Raw genomic sequence first — 15,502 nt, 5'->3', positions numbered from 1 at the left:
TACAGCTGCTTCACAGTGCCTTGAAAATTAGGGAGATTGCGTCCATTTTTGGCCAATGCGCGGCTCCGACCCGGCCAGTAGGCGCTCGATGTTGCGCCGATGAGCACCGATCACATACACCCCGCCCGCCAACGCAAACAACAAATAGGGCAAAGGTTGAGCTGTTGCCCACATCACCACCGGAGCCGCCACTGCCGCCAGCAGGGAGCTGAAGGAAACGATGCGGGTGAGGGCGAGCCCCAGCAGCCAGACGCCGAAAGTTGTCAGGGCTACCGGCCAAGCCATAGCCAACAAGATCCCCAGGCTGGTGGCCACCGATTTGCCCCCCCTGAAGCCCAGCCAGCAGGAACGGCTATGGCCGATCACTGCGAACAATGCCGCCAAAACCACCCACCACGCGGATCCCAAGGCCGATCCCAGAGCCACTGCTGCTGCCCCCTTGGCAGCATCCACCAGCAACACCAGCAGGGCGGGCCCCTTGCCCAACGTCCGCAACACATTGGTCGCTCCGGTAGAGCCGGATCCCTGTTGGCGAATATCGATGCCTCCCCACCAACGGCCTACCCAGTAGCCGGTCGGGATGGATCCCAGGAGATAGCCCCCCAGCACCGCAAGAAGAGCCGTAAGCAATGCAGGCATAGCAGGATCTGGAACGCTCTTCCCTCACTTTGCCACAGGGTCTGGGCTGCAACTGGGATCTTGCCCCGTCCAGGAGCTTTTGGCTGTTTGCGGCCTCGTCTGCAACACCGTTACGTTCGCGCCAGCGGTGCGGAGCACTTTCCCCCTGCCGTGGGCCCCGAAGAGGCGGGACAGAGTTCTCTCCACCCAATATCGAGAGTTGCTAAATATCGAGAGTCGCTAAATATCGAGAGCCGCCAGATCCAAATGGGCACTGTGGGCCTCAATAAACTCCCGTCGGGGGCCAACGGCATCTCCCATCAAGATGGTGAAAATGCGATCCGCCTCCACCGCATCTTCGATGGTGATTTGTTTGAGGGTGCGCGTTGCCGGGTTCATGGTGGTCTCCCAGAGTTGTTCGGGCATCATTTCCCCCAGACCCTTGAACCGTTGGATGGTGTACTTGGTGTTGGCAGGCAGCCCCCGCAGGATTTGGTCTTTCTCGGCGTCGCTGTAGCAGTAGCGAACATTGTTGCGACCCCACTCGATTTTGTAGAGCGGCGGACAGGCGATATAGACATAGCCCTGTTCCAGAAGCGCCTTTTGATAGCGGTAGAAAAAGGTCAGCAACAGGGTGCGAATGTGGCTGCCGTCCACGTCAGCATCGGTCATGAGGATGATGCGGTGGTAGCGCAGTTGGCTGGGATCAAATTCATCCCCTTTCACCCCCAAACCCAGCGCTGTGATCATGGCCTGAATTTCGGCGTTTTTGTAGATCTTGGCGGGATCTGCCTTTTCAATGTTGAGAATCTTGCCGCGCAGGGGCAACACCGCCTGAAACTGCCGATCCCGACCTTGTTTGGCGCTGCCGCCTGCAGAGTCGCCTTCCACCAAATACACCTCAGACTCCGCCGGGTCGCGGCAACTGCAATCGGCCAACTTCCCCGGCAGCGTGGAAGATTCCAGGGCAGATTTGCGCCGCACCAATTCTCTGGCCCGCCGGGCTGCCTCGGCAGCATTGAAGGACTGGATGGCCTTATCGACGATCCCCCTGGCCACGTTGGGGTTGAATTCCAAGTACTCCGTGAGCACCTCGGAGACGAGGGTTTGCACAATGCCCCGCACCTCGGTGTTGCCCAACTTGGTTTTGGTTTGCCCCTCAAACTCGGGGTTGGGTACCTTGACCGAGACGATGGCCGTCAACCCCTCGCGCACATTTTCTCCGGCCAGGTTGCTGTCGGAATCTTTCAGCTTGTTGAGTTTGCGGGCTTGGCTGTTGATGGTGAGGGTGAGAGAGGTTTTCAGGCCCTCTAGGTGGGTGCCTCCTTCGTTGGTGCGGATGTTGTTGGCAAAGCCAATCAAAGTGTCGGTGTACACATCCGAGCACCACTGCAGGGCCACTTCCACCTCCACACCATCCCGCTCCCCTCGGATGTAGATGATGTCGGAGTGGATGGGCGTTTTTTCGTGGTTGATGAAGGCCACATATTCCTTGATGCCGCCTGCATATTGATAGGTTTCGCAGTGAGGCGGATCCCGCCGCAGATCGCTGAAGGTGATTTTCAAGCCGGCATTGAGGTAGGCCAACTCGCGAAAGCGGGCCGCCAATACGGCATAGTCAAACTCTCGCTCGGGAAAGATCAGCCCATCCGGCTTGAAGCGCACCTCTGTACCCCGCCGGTTGGATCCCTTGGGTTGGGGTTCAGATTTCAGGGATCCCACCACCGCCCCGCGCTCGAAACGTTGAAAGTAAACCTTGCCCTCTCGCCAAACCGTCACCTCCACCCATTCGGAGAGGGCATTCACCACCGACACGCCCACCCCGTGCAGCCCACCGGAGACTTTGTAGCCGCCACCGCCAAACTTGCCCCCCGCGTGCAGCACCGTCAGCACCGTAACCAGAGCCGACTGCCCGGTTTTGGGGTGGATGTCCACCGGAATGCCGCGGCCATTGTCCAAAACGGATACCGAGCCGTCGGGATGCAGGCTGATCTGAATATCATTGCAATAGCCGGCCAGGGCCTCATCCACAGAGTTGTCCACCACCTCGTACACCAAATGGTGCAACCCCTTCGGCCCGGTGGAGCCAATATACATGCCAGGCCGCTTGCGCACAGCCTCCAAGCCTTCCAAAACTTGGATCTGCTCTGCACCGTAGTTTTCCGTCATTCCCAACTCCAATCCCGAGGAAGGCTCCCGGCCAAGATCAACAGAAACCCAGAAAAATTGACCTTAAAGGCCAGGAATCAGCTTATCATCAAAAAACTGTCCCCATGATAGCACAAAAGGCTAGAACGGCCACACAGACGCTTCTGAGGGCCAAGTTCAGGATGGGATGCAGGTACGGAAGTCAGGCCGTCTTGCCGAACTCTAACCCAGAAAGCTCTCCACCAGCCCCGGCGGCGGCTGCACGTGCAGTGCGCCTTTTTCCAAGTCCACGACAGGCACCAGGGCTTTCACAAAGGGGATCAACACCTGCCGGTGATCAGGGGTTGTTATCTCCAGCACATCCTGGCCGGCTGCCAAAATCCCCGAAACCTGTCCCAGCAGCTCCCCCTGGCGATAGACGGTCAAGCCGATGAGATCGCGGTAGTGGTACTCTTCCGGCTGCAAGGGCAAGCGGTGGGAAGCCGGTACCAGCAGCCTAGCCCCCACCCAGGTCTCAGCCACCGTTCGATTGGGGATCCCTTCCAGTCGCACCAAATAAAGACCCTTAGCCGGGAAAAACTGCCCCTCAATCAGGGAATGCAGCAGGGGCTCGGGATCCGTATCCCGCTGCAGCCAGCGCGGTCCGGGCTCTGTGAGGCGTTCTGGGAAATCCGACCAGCACCTAACCCGCAGCCAGCCCCGCAAGCCGTGGGCCGCCACCACCTGTCCCACCAGCAGCCAATCGGGATCCCGGGCCATCATGGTCGGTCAAACTCAGTCGAGCCGCGGAAAGTCCACTTCGGTTGGGAAAGAAGCCGGGGTACGCAGCTTCTGAGAGGCCGCCGCGCGAGATCCTTCCCCACCCTTGGCCACGTCCACCATGGAGAGCAGCCCTTGCAGGGTGCCAGGGATCGAATTGGGATCCATGAAGATCACCTTGGCGCTGGGACTGCTGCCCACCTTGAGGCCCATGTCGATATAGTTTTGCGCCATCAGGTATTGCAACGCATTGGCTGCCTCTGGATTCTCTTGCAAAGTGGCGGCGATGGTCTTGATGGCTTCAGCCGTGCCCTCAGCCAACAGCAGCCGCTCCCGTTTCTCCGCTTCTGCCCGCAATAGCTGCGCCTTGGCGGCCCCAGCCGCTTGGTTGATGCTGGCCTGCTGCTCCCCTTCTGATTTCAGAATGGCGGCCCGCTTCTCCCGCTCGGCAGCCATTTGTTTTTCCATCGAGTCTTGCACGGTTTTGGAGGGTTGAATGTCCCTGACTTCCACGCGGGTGATCTTGATCCCCCAGGGATCTGTGGCCTCGTCCAGCTCTGTCAAAAGGCGAGCGTTGATCTCGGCGCGGGAGGAAAAGGTTTGATCCAAATCCATACGGCCAATTTCGGCGCGCAAGGCCGTCAGCACCAGGTTAATCAAAGCCCGCTGCACATCCTCGACCGCATAGCGGGCCTTGATCATGTCGGTGATGCGCCAGTAGACCACCGCATCGGCCATCAAAGAGACGTTGTCGCTGGTGATGCACTGCTGAGGAGGCACATCCAACACCTTCTCGCGGATGGTTTCCTGGAACACAATCCTATCGATAGGGGGAAGAATAAAGTGCAATCCTGGGGTCAGCTTGCGATGAAACCTGCCCAAACGCTCCACCAATGCCTCATACCCCTGGCTGATGATTTTGACCGAGTTGAACAGGTAGCCGACAAAGATCAGGGCAATGGCCGCTAAGATACCTGGCATAGGGCTTTTCTCCTAAGGGGGAGTTCAGTCCCCATTCTAGACGGTTGCTAGACGGTTGTTGGGACTGCTCCCTTCACTTGGATCACGCCTCAACAGAAATGTGGTGGACTCAGCAGGATAAGCAGTCCTCGGAACATATAGAGTTTCTTAAGATTTTTCAGGCCGCAGCCAACGACCTGAGATCACCCGGCAAAAAGCTCGTGAGGGGATCCCGTCCATGAAACTGAGCAGCAGGAATCTAGAAGTTGCTTTGAACAAAATCTATGACGTGATCGTGGCCGGAGGGGGAGCAGGGGGGTTGTCGGCGGCAATCTATCTGGCTCGTTATGGATTGAGTTGCCTGGTGGTGGAGAAGGGCAGAGGCCGCTCTTTTTGGATGCAGGATTTGCGCAATTATCTGGGATTGCCTCCGACCACTCCCGGACGAGAGCTGTTGCGACAGGGAACAGAGCACGCCCTCAGTTTAGGGGTAGATTACCTGCGCGGCTTCGTGGAAGATGCCACCGATGAGGGAGACCTTTTTGCAGTCAAGGTCAAGGTGGGAAAAGTTAACAGCCTCTACCCCATTTTTCGGAGCAAATATCTGATTGCAGCAACCGGCATTATGGACGAGCTGCCTCAGTTGTCGGATATGCAGAATGTTTACGACTACGCCGGCTATTCACTGCATGTCTGTATGATCTGCGACGGCTATGAAATGCGGGATCAAAAGTCAGTGTTGATCGTCAATTCGGAAGATCGGATCAATACAGCTTTTGTCCTCAACTGGTTTACACCCTATATCTCGGTGTTGACCCACGGCCTCTGCTCGGTCGGCCCCGACATGCGCAAAAAACTGGCGGATCATGGCTACCCCCTCTACGAATCTCCTATTCGCCGCTTTCTTGGAGAAAACCATCAATTGCAGGGTGTGGAGTTGGAAGATGGCACTTACATCGAAGCAACTACCGGCTTGGTGGCGATGGGCGCCAGATACCACAATGCCTATTTGAAAGGGATCCCCGGCTTGAAATGGCAAGGGGAAAACCTGTTGACCGACGAGTGGTGTCGCACTGCCCATCCGCGGCTGTTTGCGCTGGGCGATTTGAAGCAGGGCCTGAACCAGGTGGCGATTGCGGTTGCCGATGGCACCCTAGCTGCCACAGCCATTTGGCGGGACATCCGACGGGCCTCACCTGCACGTAAATGGGAAGAGCGCCTGCTCTCGCCACCTGGGATCCCAGGGCCTTCCGGATCCTCACTAAATTGATGGGCTCTATCGAGCTTGGGTGGCTTCTGTCCTATGATTGGTTGCGAAGGATTAAGCCATTCCATGCACTCTCTGAAAGTGTTGAAAGCGTTGATATTTTGCCTAGCCTTCCTACTGGTTGGACTGATCTACTACTGCACGGTAGAGGCCCAGCCTCTTTTTGAGCTGAACCTGACGGCCACCTCGGAATACAACCTCATTCTCCCCATCGAAAGCATTCGGGTGGTGCGCGGTGCCAATCCCCAAGATTTGCTCATTTATCTATCAGCTCCTTCGGCAGCCTGGATCCATCAAGAAGAGGTGAACGGGCATTATGTGATCGACATCCCCTACGGAGTCATTACCCATACAACAACCGTCGAGGTCGCTTCGGATCTGCCCTATCGGCTGAGCTGGGGCAACCAAAATGAGCAGACGGGGCGACTGTTGATTACCCCTGCTCCCCCTCGTGTGGAGGTGTTTCTGCAGCATAGCTGGATCCCGGATCCCGACTTTCTCGATCCGGCGGAAAACAGCCAACCTTTGCAACTGCCCTTGGAAGAAATGCTGGGGCCTTTACTGGAAGTGCCGCCTCGTTCTGCCTTTCTGACCATTGATGATGGCCCCTGGCCCCAATCCACCCCCCGACTTTTACAGGTTTTGGATGATCTTCAAATCCCGGCCACTTTCTTTGTTATCGGCACCCACGTTTCCCGATTTCCTGAATTGGCTCAATTGATCCAGGCCCATCACCACACCCTAGCCAATCACACTTTTACCCACGATTATCAACGTCTCTACGGAAGCAACGAGCTGTTTTATGCTGAGGTGGATCAGACAACCCAACTGCTCAAAGCGTTGAACTTGGATCCCCAACTGGTTGTTCGCCCACCGGGAGGTTTTCGCCTAGATTCTGCTTTGCGTCGCTCTCTGGAGCAGGCAGGGTATCGCGTTCTTTACTGGAACATGAGCGCAGAAGATGCCTACGCCGGCCAAAGTGCAGCCCAACTTTTGGAGCGCATTCGAGCCCAGTTGCCGGCGATCCAAGCTTCCGAGCGGCCCCTGGTTTTGCTGCTGCACGATCGCTGGCCCCACACTGCAGAGGCCCTGCCGGATATCGTCGCTGCCATTCAAGAGGCGGGCTATCGCTTTTTGCCTTGGCCGGCCTTCAGGGATCCCGTTTGAAGGGCTGGCAACAGGTTTTCTGGCTTGAGGACTCCGACCCGCCTTTGCCGGCTGGGGATGTTCAAAGAAGGGCTGCATCTCGCTCAGCTCAGCAGCGTTGCCCAGAGATAACGGAGGCCTGTGCCTTGACAAGCTTTTCCCCAAGTAGCACATTGAAAGTTTACAGGACTTGGCTGCGGGCCGAGGAAGATGAGCGAGAGGACATTATTCGATAAGGTGTGGGATGCCCATACGGTGCGGATTTTGCCCTCTGGGCAGACGCAGTTGTTCATCGGCCTGCACTTAATTCACGAGGTGACCAGTCCGCAGGCTTTTGCCATGCTGCGGGAGCGTCATCTGCCGGTTCTGTTTCCCGAGCGGACGGTGGCCACCGTGGATCACATCATTCCCACCGACAACCGGGCACGGCCTTTTGCGGATCCCTTGGCAGAGGAGATGATCCAGGAATTGGAGCGCAATTGCCGGCAATACGGCATCCGCTTCTACAACAGCGGCTCCGGTCGGCAGGGGATCGTGCATGTGATTGCCCCGGAGCAGGGGTTAACTCTGCCGGGGATGACCATTGCCTGTGGGGACAGCCACACCTCTACCCACGGGGCCTTTGGGGCCATTGCTTTTGGGATCGGCACCAGCCAGGTGCGAGACGTATTGGCCACCCAAACTTTGGCTTTGTCCAAGCTCAAGGTGCGCCGCATTGAGATCCACGGCAAGTTGGGGCCGGGAGTTTACGCTAAGGATGTAATTCTGCATATCATCCGCAAGCTGGGGGTCAAAGGCGGGGTGGGCTACGCCTACGAGTATGGGGGCAGCGCCATTGAAGCCATGAGCATGGAAGAGCGCATGACCCTCTGCAACATGTCCATCGAGGGAGGGGCCCGCTGCGGCTACGTCAACCCCGATGGGGTGACCTTTGAGTATTTGCGGGGGCGAGAGTTTGCCCCACAGGGATCGGATTGGGAAGAGGCGGTAGCCTGGTGGAGAAGCCTGGCCAGCGACGGCGATGCCCGCTACGACGATGTGGTGGTCTTCCAGGCCGCAGATATTGCGCCGACGGTTACTTGGGGGATCACCCCCGGCCAAGGTATTGGGGTGGATGAGCGGATCCCTACCCCCGAGGATCTGCCGGAAAGCGAGCGGGAACTGGCCAAAGAGGCCTATGCCTACATGGACTTGCAGCCAGGGGATCCCATTGTAGGGACACCGGTGGATGTCTGCTTCATCGGCAGTTGCACCAATGGCCGCTTGAGCGACCTGCGGGAGGCAGCCAAGATTGCCAAGGGGCGGCGGGTGGCCCCAGGGGTGAAGGCGTTTGTGGTGCCCGGCTCAGAACGGGTAAAGCAGGAAGCAGAACAGGAGGGCTTGCGGGAGATCTTCGAGGCGGCAGGGTTTGAGTGGCGGGATCCCGGTTGCTCCATGTGTTTGGCGATGAACCCGGATCGGTTGGTGGGGCGCCAGATCAGCGCCTCTTCTTCCAACCGCAACTTCAAGGGCCGCCAGGGATCCCCCAGCGGGCGCACCCTGCTCATGAGCCCGGCCATGGTGGCAGCGGCGGCAGTCAGTGGCAAGGTGGTGGATGTGCGGACACTGCTTTAACCAACCGTCTCTCAGGCATAGCGGGGACTGGATTTGAACCAGTGACCTTCGGGTTATGAGCCCGACGAGCTACCAGGCTGCTCTACCCCGCGGCGCTTTTCTAGCCTAGCTTGTTCTCGGGCCAACCGGCAAGCCTACGCCTAAGTTTCGCCCTTTTGTGTGGGTATTGTCTTCGGGGATCCCCGTCGCACCTGGATGAGCTGGGCGGTGATGCTGATGGCAATCTCGGCGGGGGTTTCGGCGTGGATCTCCAGACCGATGGGGGCAAAGAGCCGAGTAAACTACCCGGCCCTGACTGCTTCGCAGTACAGGGCGGGCTTTCGGTAGCCCTGCAGTTGGCAAGCCAACCACGGGCCTCTAGGCTGGTTTACGACAGCCCCAAGCTTGGCAATCATGTTGGCCCCATTCCAGTCCGCATCCCCTTCCCATCCACAGTGCCCACACTTGAACTGCTTCCCACTGCGATAGGATTGCGCAGGGTCGGGATGGATGTGCAAACACTTGTGACAGGTCTGCGACGTGTAGGCAGGCGGAACAAGAATCAGAGCAACCCCCGCACGCAGAGCCTTGTACTCCAAAAATTGACGGAGTTGATAAAACGCCCAACTGTTGGCCTTGCGCCGTTCGGCTTTGCTGCGTGGCTGTTGATTGACCCTTTCCCGAATCCCTGTCAAGTCTTCCAGAGCAAGAGCGCTGTTTGTGGCTTTTGCCCTAGAGACAATAGCTTTGGAGATGCGATGATTGACCCACGTTTTTGCTACGCAACGCTGACGCGACTGAAAGCGTCTCTCCTTGCCAGACAGCCGTTGCAACAGTTCTCTGCATCTGCGCCGCGAACTGCGTGTGCCCTTACTGGCTTTGCGTTGGAGTGCCGCCCTCAACCGGGAGTAGTGGTCTCGGACTCTGTTCAACTGCTGTCCATTCCAGTTCTTCCCCTCTGAGGTATGAGCGATATCTATCCTTCCCAAATCCACCCCGATCACCTTGTCGGTATCTTGTTGCTTGGGTGGTTTTTTCTCTACGCAAATCTGGATGTAGTAGGAGCCGTCTCTGCGCTTGACCAGAGTGGCTGATTTGGGATTGGAGCCCGCCAACTGTTCTCTCTGGTAACGGCCAATCGCCAGCTCAAAGCGCTCTCGACCCTCCACTGTGGTCAGCGACACCGTCCAGTCTTTCTCGCGGAACGAAAAGATACGAGCGTCATAGGTCGCGAAGCCCCCCTTGTTCGCGTTAGCGTCGCGTAGCGACAACGCTTTGACGGGGCGGTTTTTCTGTCGGGCAACCTTGCGGGCACCGGCCAGCCGTCTGCAGACCTGCTGGTCGCGTAAGCGGGACGTAGTCCTTGCCAAGTTACTGGACAAGCCGAACCGGGCACGGATTTCGCGGTAGCACAGAGATTGAAGTTTAACGGTGTTGGTGACTTTCTCGGGCGTGTTTTGGTTGACCCAGTTCAACGCCTGCACAAAGGCATCCAAGGTCGCGTCCAACTTTGCGGCCTGCGACTGGGACACCTTGAGCTTACAGGAGACGGTCAGGACTTGGGTCATGGTTCTATCGTAACTTCCGCATTCCTCCCGACACTGACCCTACGGGTACAGTGCGGGGCTCCTGCGATTTCTAGCTGAGGTAGGGGAACCCCTGGGGATCGAGGGGGGTGATCAGCCAAGCCCTTGGCCCTTGGGTCAGAGCCTGGAGGATCTGGGCCGCCAATGTTTGGGCAAGGGATCCCTGCCATCGCTGTAGCCAAATGTGCATCCGTCCCCCGCAAACGCCCAGGGGAGGGCTGTTGAGGTCAAGGGAAACTTGCATCCCAGCCGGCGAGGACTCCCCATCGCCAACGGGAACAGCGGTCTGCAAAAGGGTTTGCGCTCGGGCAATGACTTCCGCTTCGGCAGCTCCACCGCCAATGGTGCCCAACAGGGTGCCATCAGATCCCACGGCCAGTTTTGCCCCCGCCTGGCGAGGCACAGATCCCTGGGTGCGGACCACCGTGGCCACCACCAGCGGCCCGCGGGAGAGCATGTCTGCCAACTGTCGGTAAAAGGTCTCGTCCACCTCAGCCTCGGTTATGCCTACGGCACCCTAGCGGGAACGGTCAGGGACTCAATGATCAAGAAAGCCCCTCTAGGATGGCCTGATGGAAGGCAACCCGGAAAGCCTGGAACCCGTTCTCCCGCCGACCGTGGTAGACGGCGTTGGTGAGCAGCGCCACCACCAGCTCCCGCTCTGGATCGATCCACAGAGAGGTTCCGGTGAAGCCGGTGTGGCCGAAGGCGCTGGGGCTGAACGGGTAGCTGCTGGCCAAGGGATCCGGGGAGCGCAAGGCAAACCCCAAACCCCGGCGCTCGTGACAGCGGTGGGCATCCCCTTGCCGAGGCAACTGCTCGCGGGTCATTTCCCTCACCGTCTGCGGCTGCAACAGGGATCCCGTCAAAAAACTCTCCCCGAAAGCAGCTACTTCCTCTGCCGTGGCAAACAGTCCGGCATGGCCGGCGATCCCGCCCAGGCGGGCGGCATTTTCGTCGTGAACCTGCCCCTGCAGGCGGCGCTTTCGCCAAGGACACAGCTCGGTGGGGGCACAAGAGACAGAGACAGGGGGTGGGTCGAAAGGATCCCCCGGATAAAACTGAGTTTGGCTCAGGCCCAGAGGCCGCAAGATCCGGGCGTACAAGATCTGATCCAGAGGGGTTCCGCTCAGACGTTCCAAAGCCAGCCCCAGCAGGATCAATCCAAGATCGCTGTAGACTCTGCGGGATCCTGGTCTGTAGGCCAAAAAGGTGTGCAAAGCCATGTGCCGGGCAGATTCGGCATCGGGCTGTCGAAAAAGGGGTCGCCAGGCGGGCAAACCGGCGGTGTGGGCCAGCAACTGTCGCACCGTCACCTGTTCTGTTGCAACAAGCTGGCCTAAGGATTCCGGTTCCACAGCAATCCATTTCCCCGGCTGCAGAGGATCTTCATAGGGGGCAATGGGGCGGGATCCCTGAAACTCCGGCAACAGGAGACTCACCGGTTGATCCAACAGCAACGCTCCGGCTTCCACCAGGGCCATGCAGGCGGTGGCGGTGTACAGCTTGGTCAGCGAGGCCAGGTCAAAACGGGTGGCCGAGGTTGTTGGTTGGCGCCGGGTCTCAGGGTCGAGATAACCTGCCGCCCTTGAGTAAATACACCTTCCCTTGTGGCGGATGGCCACTTGGGCAGCGGGGAAAAGGTGGGGAATGGCGGAGTTGAGCAGCCCCTCCAGCAAGGTCGGATCCCAGCCCATCTGCCTCCTCTCCTCCCGGCTTGAGGATCCCCAGTCCAACAAACAACTTGTAACGGTGTTTACAAAAGCCTACCGCTTCCCCAGCTAGGATGCCACCACGGCAGGCTACATCATCAAGGGATCCCAGGTGCGGCTGGAGTTGTTGCAAGCTTTTTTGAACGTGGTGGAAACGGGCAGCTTTTTGGCCGCTGCTCGCCTCAGCGGTCTGACCCAATCGGCCATTAGCCGCCAGATCCAGGCCCTGGAGGAAGCGGTGGGGGCTCCGCTGTTGCATCGCAAAAGCCCGGTGGCTCTAACCGTAGCTGGGGAACGGCTTTTGCCCCATGCCCGTCGCATCTGTCAAGAATGGCAGCGGGCTCAGGAAAGCATTCGAGAATGGTTGCAGGGCCAGCAAACCGAGCTCTGCATTGCTGGGATCCATTCGCTGATCGCCCATCAACTGCCGCCGGTGCTGCAACAGTTTTGCCGGGAGTACCCAGAGGTGCAGTTGCGGGTTACCGCTCTGGGCAGCGACCGCGCCTTGAAGGTGCTCAGGGATGGGCTGGTGGACGTGGCCCTGGTAATGGAGAATCCCCTGATGACGCGGGGGGCAGAGCTGGTGGTGGAGCCACTGTACTCGGAGCCAATTCAAGTATTGATGCCCGCCACCCATCCCCTCAGCCGCTACGAGCGGATCCCCTGGAAGGTGCTGGCGGAGTATCCCCAGGCTGTGTTCAAAGATGGCTATGCCATGCGCTCCTTGGTGGGATCCCATCTGGCCCGACAGGGGCTTCCCCTGAGAGCAGCCCTGGAACTGAACACCTTGGATGCCTTTCGGGGGGTGGTGCGACAGGGGCAGTTGATTGCCCTCCTGCCGGAGTCGGCCCTGGTGGACTGCTGCGCCGATCCGGATTTGCAGGTGCGACCCACCGAGCCCCCCCTATTGAGGCGACAGGTGGTTATGGTCACCACCAGCGATCGCTATCGGATCCCTCCCATTCGCCGGTTTTTGCAGTTGGCCGCCCAGCTTATCAGGCAGTCTGAGGTTGAGCCTGCTTCCGGCGCAGATCCCCATTGGCCCTCTGCTGGGCTGTTGTCGGTTTTGTAGAGACCTTTTGTAGAAATTTCTGGTCAAATACCCATATCGGTAGTTTCAAGTGTTCCGCCCTTATCTCCCCCTATCCTGAGTAGCCCAGCGCTCCCGACCGCCGATGCTATGAGCCAAGAGTTTCGCGAGCTGTTGAAAAAAATCGGCAGCGGCACCCACACCCACCAGGATCTCAGCCGGGCAGAGGCCGCCAGCGCTGCTCGAATGCTCCTGCGGGGGGAGGCCACTCCCGCCCAGATCGGGGCTTTTTTAATTGCCCACCGCATCAAGCGCCCCACTGCCGAGGAGCTGGCCGGTATGTTGGATGCCTATGCAGAGTACGGCCCTCTTCTGCCCCGGCAGGATCTGCCTCATCCCTTGATCATCTTTGGCCATCCCTACGATGGCCGCTCGCGGACGGCACCGCTGGGGGTGCTGGTGGCTTTGCTGCTGGCAGCGGCAGGGTCAGCCGTTTTGCTGCATGGCTCTGGCTTCTGTCCCACCAAGTATGGGCTGCCCTTGGAAGCGGTGTGGCGGAGCTTGGGGGTGGATTGGCGAGGGCTATCCCTGGAGCGGGTGGGGCAACTGCTGGAACAAACCGGGCTGGGATTTTTGTATTTGCCCACCTGTTTTCCCCAGGCTCAGGCTCTGATGGACTACCGGGATCAAATCGGCAAGCGCCCCCCCTTGGCCACCTTGGAACTGGTCTGGACGCCCTACCAAGGCCCCTTTCACCTGGTGGCCGGCTATGTGCATCCTCCCACCGAGGCCACGATGCTGGAGCTGTTTGCCCTGCGGGAGATTCGACAATTCACCACCGTCAAAGGTCTGGAAGGCAGTTGCGACCTGCCACGGGAGCGAGCGGCCATTCTCAACCAGGGCGGCAAACGGCTGCTCTTGAAGGCCAGAGATTGCCACTTGGCAGGCCCGGAGATCCCCTTCTCCGGAGAGAAAGAGCTGCTCCGGCAGATGCAGCAGGTGCTCAGCGGGGATTCCTGTGAACTCACCCCAGCCGTTCTCTGGAATGGGGGCAGCTATCTGTGGCTCCTCGGGCTTGCTCCATCCTTGCCAGAAGGGATCCAACAGGCGGAAGACCTACTTCGCTCCGGACGGGTGATGGAGAAGCTGAAACAACTGATCCAGGTGATCGACCTCTCCTAGGGCTGGGATCCCCTGTTTCGATGACTAGAGTCAAGCTCTCCAGCCCAGGGAAAAAAGCCCCCCGGCCAGCTCCAGGGGGCGAGAAGCCGAAGGTTGGATCCTTTAGGGCAACAGCTCCTCGATGGCCTCCTCCTTGGTGTTGGTGCGGCGGGAGAGGGTGCGGCGGTCGAAGGTCATGTGGATCTCCCGGTTTTGCTCGCCATCGGCAGCCACCGCAAAGATGGGGAAGTCGATGTTGCCGTCTGGGAAAGCCATGTGGAAGCGGAAGGTGCCATCGGGCTTGAGCTGGATCTTGCGCCCGCCAATGGTAACGGTGGCATCCGGCTCTGTGGCCCCATAGACAATCAGCTCGGCATCGGCCACCAGCCAGAACTTGCGAGAGCGCTGCGGCAGCACTTCGGAAGCCCCCGAGAACAGGCCCAAGCCGGATCCCGAAGCCATCCAAGGAGCAGCAGGCACTTCGGCCATGGCCATCCCCATCATGCCCACACCCGAGGGGATGATAAACGAGCTGATGGCCTGCTCGGGCACCAATTGGCGGCTGCCCATCTGGTGGCTGCCAAACAGGGATCCCGCCACCCGCATCGCCTCAAAGCCGCCCACCATTTCTAGGAAGGGATCGACCATGGCCCCTTGCTGCGGCTCATCGCCCTTGTAGGCCACCACACCCATGCCGGTGGCGCTGCGCTTGTAAGGCTCGCTGAGCTGGTAAAGGGTGCGGCCCTGCAGAGCCATGTCGAAGGGCACTGTCAGGAAGTGCTCTTCAAACCAGTCGGAGGGAAAGACCGGCGGCACCATCACCGCCGCCGAGCGGGCCAACATCAGCCAGCGGCCATCTGCCGTCCGGTAGCCAATTTCCACAATGTAGGAACGATCGCTCACCGGGATCGGCAAATACCACTCCCGCGCCAACTCATCACAGGGGTACTCCTGCATGCTGTGGGCCGGCTGGTAGCTGAAATCGATATCCGTCACATCGTAGAGGCGCAGCGCCAACTGTTGGCCGCCCTCGCGGCGCTTGCTCTCCTTGGCCTCGTTGGGCACATCCCAATAGGCGTAGGCCCACTGGGGATCCCGCGGCAGCAAAACGATGCGGCTTTCCCCATAGCCCTCCGGCAGATCCCCCAGCCCTTTGTCCACATCGGCCAGATCCGTCTTGCCGGCAACCTCTTGACCCCTAAACTTCGTTTGGGTGACCGATTCTTGCCCCTTGGGCTCCGGCATGGCATCGACAGGGCGGCCAGCTTTGACTTGGGCCTCTCGAATGGCCTCAATCAGCTGGTCTTTGGTCATGCGGCTGTACTTGGGGATCTGATAGCGGGCAGCTTCTTCCCGCAACTGCCGGATGGTCATTTCTTCCAACGGGATCCGCTCTTGTGGCATGGTCGGGGTCTCCTGTCTTCGACAAATCGGGCTTCGTGCAATGCTCCAGCTTTTGTCCTATGGGCCGATCCCAGCTTGTGGTTCTGAGGACAACCTTGAACCTGCTGATGTATCGGCT

General features: G+C 59.1%; 13 protein-coding genes, 1 tRNA gene and 1 pseudogene. 5 read left to right on the top strand and 10 right to left on the bottom strand.

The window, feature by feature from the left end; translation table 11 throughout:
* Nucleotides 1-27 precede the first annotated feature (27 nt).
* From plsY to ACVWXW_RS06190, 4 genes are all read right to left on the bottom strand, one after another.
* On the bottom strand, nt 28-639 hold the full coding sequence (gene plsY / locus ACVWXW_RS06205) for a glycerol-3-phosphate 1-O-acyltransferase PlsY (RefSeq protein ID WP_041436109.1): 612 nt from the start codon (nt 637-639) through the stop codon (nt 28-30).
* 219 nt (nt 640-858) lie between these two features.
* On the bottom strand, nt 859-2,787 hold the full coding sequence (gene gyrB / locus ACVWXW_RS06200) for a DNA topoisomerase (ATP-hydrolyzing) subunit B (RefSeq protein ID WP_457403213.1): 1,929 nt from the start codon (nt 2,785-2,787) through the stop codon (nt 859-861).
* Nucleotides 2,788-2,988: 201 nt separating this feature from the next.
* Complete coding sequence (rimM, locus tag ACVWXW_RS06195; RefSeq protein WP_457398395.1) at nt 2,989-3,528, bottom strand: ribosome maturation factor RimM; 540 nt, start codon at nt 3,526-3,528, stop codon at nt 2,989-2,991.
* 12 nt (nt 3,529-3,540) lie between these two features.
* A complete protein-coding gene (locus ACVWXW_RS06190) occupies nt 3,541-4,506 on the bottom strand; it encodes an SPFH domain-containing protein (RefSeq protein ID WP_414409308.1) in 966 nt (321 codons plus the stop codon).
* Between the two features lie 217 nt (nt 4,507-4,723).
* Here ACVWXW_RS06190 and ACVWXW_RS06185 point away from each other — a divergent pair, with 217 nt between their 5' ends.
* The 3 genes from ACVWXW_RS06185 to leuC all read left to right on the top strand — a co-directional run bounded on the left by ACVWXW_RS06185 (nt 4,724) and on the right by leuC (nt 8,512).
* Nucleotides 4,724-5,755 carry an NAD(P)/FAD-dependent oxidoreductase gene (locus ACVWXW_RS06185; RefSeq protein WP_457403212.1) on the top strand — a complete coding sequence of 344 codons (1,032 nt, stop codon included), beginning with the start codon at nt 4,724-4,726 and terminating at the stop codon, nt 5,753-5,755.
* Nucleotides 5,756-5,818: 63 nt separating this feature from the next.
* The gene (locus ACVWXW_RS06180; RefSeq protein ID WP_457403211.1) at nt 5,819-6,919 is read left to right on the top strand and encodes a polysaccharide deacetylase family protein; all 1,101 of its coding nucleotides are present in this window, start codon (nt 5,819-5,821) and stop codon (nt 6,917-6,919) included.
* A gap of 189 nt (nt 6,920-7,108) precedes the next feature.
* Complete coding sequence (gene leuC / locus ACVWXW_RS06175; protein ID WP_457403210.1) at nt 7,109-8,512, top strand: 3-isopropylmalate dehydratase large subunit; 1,404 nt, start codon at nt 7,109-7,111, stop codon at nt 8,510-8,512.
* 18 nt (nt 8,513-8,530) lie between these two features.
* Here the strand turns inward: leuC and ACVWXW_RS06170 are convergent.
* The 5 genes and pseudogenes from ACVWXW_RS06170 to ACVWXW_RS06150 all read right to left on the bottom strand — a co-directional run bounded on the left by ACVWXW_RS06170 (nt 8,531) and on the right by ACVWXW_RS06150 (nt 11,774).
* Nucleotides 8,531-8,604: transfer RNA gene (locus tag ACVWXW_RS06170), tRNA-Met, on the bottom strand.
* Nucleotides 8,605-8,652: 48 nt separating this feature from the next.
* A pseudogene (locus ACVWXW_RS06165) lies at nt 8,653-8,787 on the bottom strand (XdhC family protein); the annotation flags it as partial.
* A 6-nt stretch (nt 8,788-8,793) separates the two neighbouring features.
* Nucleotides 8,794-10,059: an RNA-guided endonuclease InsQ/TnpB family protein gene (locus tag ACVWXW_RS06160; protein WP_457403209.1), complete on the bottom strand. Its 1,266-nt coding sequence runs from the start codon at nt 10,057-10,059 to the stop codon at nt 8,794-8,796.
* Nucleotides 10,060-10,129: 70 nt separating this feature from the next.
* Complete coding sequence (locus ACVWXW_RS06155; protein WP_457403208.1) at nt 10,130-10,567, bottom strand: XdhC family protein; 438 nt, start codon at nt 10,565-10,567, stop codon at nt 10,130-10,132.
* A 55-nt stretch (nt 10,568-10,622) separates the two neighbouring features.
* A complete protein-coding gene (locus tag ACVWXW_RS06150) occupies nt 10,623-11,774 on the bottom strand; it encodes a serine hydrolase domain-containing protein (RefSeq protein WP_457403207.1) in 1,152 nt (383 codons plus the stop codon).
* A 127-nt stretch (nt 11,775-11,901) separates the two neighbouring features.
* On the opposite strand from ACVWXW_RS06150, the gene ACVWXW_RS06145 reads away from it, so the two are divergent.
* Nucleotides 11,902-12,861, top strand: coding sequence for a LysR family transcriptional regulator (locus ACVWXW_RS06145; protein WP_457403205.1), 960 nt, complete (start codon nt 11,902-11,904; stop codon nt 12,859-12,861).
* 108 nt (nt 12,862-12,969) lie between these two features.
* On the top strand, nt 12,970-14,001 hold the full coding sequence (locus ACVWXW_RS06140; RefSeq protein WP_457403203.1) for an anthranilate phosphoribosyltransferase family protein: 1,032 nt from the start codon (nt 12,970-12,972) through the stop codon (nt 13,999-14,001).
* A 102-nt stretch (nt 14,002-14,103) separates the two neighbouring features.
* Here the strand turns inward: ACVWXW_RS06140 and ACVWXW_RS06135 are convergent, their stop codons facing one another.
* On the bottom strand, nt 14,104-15,384 hold the full coding sequence (locus ACVWXW_RS06135) for a DUF4912 domain-containing protein (RefSeq protein WP_457403202.1): 1,281 nt from the start codon (nt 15,382-15,384) through the stop codon (nt 14,104-14,106).
* Nucleotides 15,385-15,502: the final 118 nt, after the last annotated feature.

Source organism: Thermostichus sp. MS-CIW-30, assembly GCF_054058015.1.
This window is presented reverse-complemented; position numbering and strand designations above follow the sequence as displayed.